This is a genomic window from Ralstonia sp. ASV6 (assembly GCF_016429285.1).
Lineage (GTDB): Bacteria > Pseudomonadota > Gammaproteobacteria > Burkholderiales > Burkholderiaceae > Ralstonia > Ralstonia flaminis.
In genome coordinates, this window is the sequence record NZ_JAELUI010000248.1 from 1 (window position 1) to 4315 (window position 4315).

Here is a 4315-nt window from a genome sequence, read left to right on the forward strand (position 1 = left end):
GTATACATTAGTGGCGCGATATCGCGCGCAGGGTGTTGCTGGTTTTGTGGCCTGCGGCAGTACGGGTGAGGCTGCCGCGCTCTCCGATCAAGAGCAGGCCGACGTGCTCGATACGGTACGCGCCGCTGCCGATGGGCTGCCTGTCGTGATGGGCGTCTCGGGCAGCGCCCTGGCGCCCGTGCGTGAGCGCGTGCTCAGGCTCGCCGAGCACCAGCCTGCTGCGTTTCTGATCCCAGCACCTTCCTACATCCGCCCGTCGCAGGACGGGATCATCGAGTACTTCACTGCCCTGGCCGACGCCTCGCCCGTGCCAGTGCTGCTATACGACATTCCGTATCGCACGGGTGCGAGCATCGACGCCGAAACGCTGCTCGCACTTGCCGCGCATCCCAACATTCATGGCATCAAGGATTGCGGTGGAGACGCGGACAAGACCCAACGCGTGATCGCCGATGGGCGGTTGCAGGTGCTGGCAGGGGAAGATGCGCAGGTGTTCGGCACGCTGTGCGCGGGCGGCGTCGGGGCCATCATCGCGGCCGCGCACGTCCGCACGGAGCTGTTTGTGGAGATGGTGCGGGCGGTGCAGGAGCAGCGGCTGAATGACGCGCGGCGGTTGCATCATGCGCTGGCGCCGGTGATTCGGTTGTTGTTTGCTGCGACCAATCCTGGGCCGTTGAAGGCTTGGCTGGCTGCCGAGGGGCAGGTGAAGAATGTGCTGCGGGCACCTATGGTGGCGGCTTCTGAGGCGCTGGGGCGGGAGTTGGTAGAGGCGGTTGGGCGGGTTTGAGTTTTTTTGCTGGTGGTCCATCCCCGGTATCGTCCCCTGCCGGGGCCGACTCACTTTTCTTTGTCTTGCCAAAGAAAAGTAAGCAAAAGAAAGGCGCGCCCGAGATGGCGACTTCCCCTTGGATTTTTGTAACCGGGCGGAGAGGGAGGCAAACTCGCTGCGCTCAGACAGGCCTCCCTCTTTTTTCCGCCCGCTTACAAAAATCCAAGGCGCCATCAAGGGCCTAACGTCAAAAGACAAAGGCCAACCCCTCGCGAGGTTGGCCTTTGTCGTTTCGGCTGGCGCCCAGATGGTTTGTCTTTTTGCCTTTGACTTTCCCTGCCCTATGCGGTGCCTTGAATTTCTGTTGCAAGGAGGAAAAAGAGAGGAGGCTGTTTGAGCGTAGCGAGTTTGCCTCCTCTCCCTCCTTGCGACATAAATTCAAGGAATCTTTCGCCGCATCGGGCGCGCCTTTCTTTGCTTACTTTCTTTGGCAAGACAAAGAAAGTGAGTCAGCCCCGGCAGGGGATGAAACAGGGGTGAACCACCAAGGCCCAACCATCAACAAACAATCAAACAGCCTTAAACGCCTTCCGAGCCGCAGCAAACGTTGCATCCAGAATCGCATCATCGTGCGTGGCAGACACAAATCCAGCCTCAAACGCGGAAGGCGCCAGATACACGCCCTCAGCCAACATGGCATGGAAGAACGCATTGAAGCGCCCAACATCGCTCTTGGTCACTTCAGCAAAGCTGGTTGGCACGCCTTCACGGAAGTAGATCCCGAACATACCGCCGACGCTGTCAGCGGCAAATGGCACACCAGCTTCGCGGGCAATCTCGGACAGCCCATCCACCAGCTTGCGCGTCTGCGCAGCCAGCCGATCATGGAAGCCATCAGCCGCAATCAGGCGCAGCGTGGTGAGCCCGGCTGCCACCGCCAGCGGGTTACCCGAGAGCGTCCCCGCTTGATACACGCTGCCCAGCGGCGCGAGGAAGCCCATGATGTCGCGGCGGCCGCCAAAGGCTGCGGCCGGCATGCCGCCACCGATGACTTTGCCCAGGCACGTCAGGTCCGGCGTGATGCCGTACAGCGACTGCGCACAACCCAGCGCCACGCGGAAGCCCGTCATCACCTCGTCGAAGATCAGCACAGCGCCGTGCTCGGTACACAGCGAGCGCATGGCCTGGTGGAACTCGGCGCTGCCTCGCACCAGGTTCATGTTGCCGGCCACCGGCTCGACGATCACGGCGGCGATGTCTTTGCCGTGGCGCGCAAAGGCCTCGCGCAGCGCGTCGACGTCGTTGTAGGGCAGCACCATCGTGTGCTTGACCACGTCTTCGGGCACACCGGCGGAGGAGGGCGCGTTCTGCGTCGTATCGGCAAACGTCAGCAGGCCCGAGCCAGCTTTGACCAGCAGGCTATCGGCGTGGCCGTGATAGCAGCCCTCGAATTTGACGATCAGGTCACGCCCCGTAAAGCCGCGCGCCAGGCGCAGCGCGCTCATCGTGGCCTCGGTGCCTGACGACACCAGCCGCACCTGCTCGATCGACGGCACGAGCTTGCAGATTTCCTCGGCCATGACGACTTCGGCCTCGGTCGGGGCGCCAAACGAGAAGCTGTCGGCAGCCACCTCCTGCACGGCGCGTACGACGTCCGGATGTGCGTGGCCAACGATCATTGGGCCCCACGAGCCCACGTAGTCGATATAGCGGGTGCCATCGGCATCCCACAGGTAAGGGCCGGCTGCCTTGGCAATGAAGCGCGGCGTGCCGCCCACCGAACGGAAGGCGCGTACCGGCGAGTTCACACCGCCGGGGATGGTCTTCTGGGCACGTTCAAACAGGGCAGCGCTGCGGGAGGAGGTCGACATGGATGCAGTTGAAGGAAAGAGGTGCCGCACAGAACAACGCTGCGGCACGGTTTAAAGGCGGTTTTGCGGCGATTATGCGGTGGTTTGACGCAGATCCATGTTGGATGCAGTCAAACACGTTGCTTGTCCGGCGCCTGTTCTGGCGCGCACGGGCGTGATTCGGTACCATCTGGCCTGCCATTTTAATAGACGGAACCCACCGAAGCTTTACCCTATGAGCGATACCAATACCGAACTCAAGACGTGGATGTGCCTGATTTGCGGCTGGATCTACGACGAAGAACAAGGCGCGCCGGATGACGGCATCGCGCCCGGCACGAAGTGGGAAGACGTGCCCATCAACTGGACGTGCCCCGAGTGCGGTGCGCGCAAGGAAGACTTCGAAATGGTGCAGATCTGAGCCGGATCTGACCTGTCTCTGGTCGGCAAGTGAGCGGTTGCCCTCTTGCCGACAGCCAAATATCAGGAAGTGACGGTTCGATGAACAGGCTCGTCGCTTCCATGCCACAGGCGCTCGGCTAAGGGCCGGCGCCATTGATGGCATCATTGACGGCAGATGGGTGACTTGTCACACTTCGTCAAATTCTGAGCTTCACACTTCATAAGCGGGCCGGGGGGCGTAGTTTTGAAGTCGTCGCCAGCGTGGGCCCTTGCAGCACTTTTGGGGCACGCCGCGCGTCGATTTGCCGCGATCCATCCGGTCAGAATGTCGTGGCGACCCGTGGTCGCCGTAGTCGCGTAGGCGAGAACAAGATGCAATCCGCGCGGGTGGAACAACTGACCGAATCCCAACCGCTGGCGAGTTCCCCGCTGGCGAATTCCCCTTCACCCCTTTCGGGCTGCAAAGTGCTGGTCATCGATGACTCCAGCACCATCCGCCGTACCGCGCAGATTTACCTGACCCAGGCCGGTTGCCAGGTCGTACTGGCCGAGGACGGTTTTGACGCCTTGGCCAAAGTTGGCGATCTGAAGCCCGATCTCGTGTTCTGCGACATCCTGATGCCGAATGTGGACGGCTATCAGACCTGCGCGCTCATCAAGAAAAGCCCGAAGTTTCATGCCACGCCTGTGATCATGCTGTCTTCGCGCGACGGTATCTTTGACCGCGCGCGCGGCCGGTCGGTCGGGGCGGTGGACCATCTCGCCAAGCCTTTCTCCAAGGAAGCGCTGCTGGAGGCGGTCCAGACCCATCTGCCGGCGGCGAGCGAGTCTCGTGGCGCTGCGCAATGACGGCACCTCTCTAATCGAAGGACTGTTTGTATGGCAATCAAGAAAGTGTTGGTGGTCGATGATTCCCCGACCGAAGCGCTGCACCTGTCGGAGATCCTCGGCAAGGGCGGTTTCAAGGTGACGGTTGCGGCCGATAGCGAGCAGGCCATGACCAAGCTCGAAGCCGAAGCCTTTGACCTGATCCTGATGGACGTGGTGATGCCCGGCCAGAACGGCTACCAGGCCACCCGTGCGATCAAGAAGGACGAGCGTTTCCAAGACATCCCCGTGATCATGTGCACTACCAAGGGGCTGGAGACCGACCGCGTGTGGGGCATGCGCCAGGGCGCGTCGGACTACATCGTCAAGCCGGTCAAGGCTGAAGAGTTGCTGGATAAGATCGCCAAGCTGCCGCAATAAGCTAGGCCAGCCGCCGACCCGGAACACCACGGACAAGAGCCAGACG

The 4315-nt window shown here is 61.6% G+C and carries 5 protein-coding genes; 4 read left to right on the forward strand and 1 reads right to left on the reverse strand.

All coding sequences use genetic code 11. The annotated features are described in order from the left end of the window. Positions 1–10 precede the first annotated feature (10 nt). Positions 11–787 (forward strand): 4-hydroxy-tetrahydrodipicolinate synthase, encoded by a 777-nt coding sequence (locus JHD73_RS26725; RefSeq protein WP_368735564.1) that lies wholly within the window; start codon positions 11–13, stop codon positions 785–787. A gap of 551 nt (positions 788–1338) precedes the next feature. On the opposite strand, the gene hemL is transcribed toward JHD73_RS26725, so the two are convergent. After that, a complete protein-coding gene (hemL, locus tag JHD73_RS26730; RefSeq protein WP_199033169.1) occupies positions 1339–2640 on the reverse strand; it encodes a glutamate-1-semialdehyde 2,1-aminomutase in 1302 nt (433 codons plus the stop codon). A 214-nt stretch (positions 2641–2854) separates the two neighbouring features. On the opposite strand from hemL, the gene JHD73_RS26735 reads away from it, so the two are divergent. From JHD73_RS26735 to JHD73_RS26745, 3 genes are all read left to right on the forward strand, one after another. Beyond that, a complete protein-coding gene (locus JHD73_RS26735) occupies positions 2855–3040 on the forward strand; it encodes a rubredoxin (RefSeq protein WP_021196743.1) in 186 nt (61 codons plus the stop codon). A gap of 353 nt (positions 3041–3393) precedes the next feature. Next, the gene (locus tag JHD73_RS26740; RefSeq protein ID WP_269848307.1) at positions 3394–3870 is read left to right on the forward strand and encodes a response regulator; all 477 of its coding nucleotides are present in this window, start codon (positions 3394–3396) and stop codon (positions 3868–3870) included. Positions 3871–3900: 30 nt separating this feature from the next. Beyond that, positions 3901–4269: a PleD family two-component system response regulator gene (locus JHD73_RS26745; RefSeq protein WP_199033170.1), complete on the forward strand. Its 369-nt coding sequence runs from the start codon at positions 3901–3903 to the stop codon at positions 4267–4269. Positions 4270–4315 lie beyond the last annotated feature (46 nt).

Excerpts from the sequence above, each read along its gene's own strand:
- JHD73_RS26745 (WP_199033170.1), top strand. The coding sequence starts at position 3,901 with ATGGCAATCAAGAAAGTGTTGGTGGTCGATGATTCCCCGACCGAAGCG.
- hemL (WP_199033169.1), bottom strand. The coding sequence starts at position 2,640 with ATGTCGACCTCCTCCCGCAGCGCTGCCCTGTTTGAACGTGCCCAGAAG.
- JHD73_RS26740 (WP_269848307.1), top strand. The coding sequence starts at position 3,394 with ATGCAATCCGCGCGGGTGGAACAACTGACCGAATCCCAACCGCTGGCG.
- JHD73_RS26735 (WP_021196743.1), top strand. The coding sequence starts at position 2,855 with ATGAGCGATACCAATACCGAACTCAAGACGTGGATGTGCCTGATTTGC.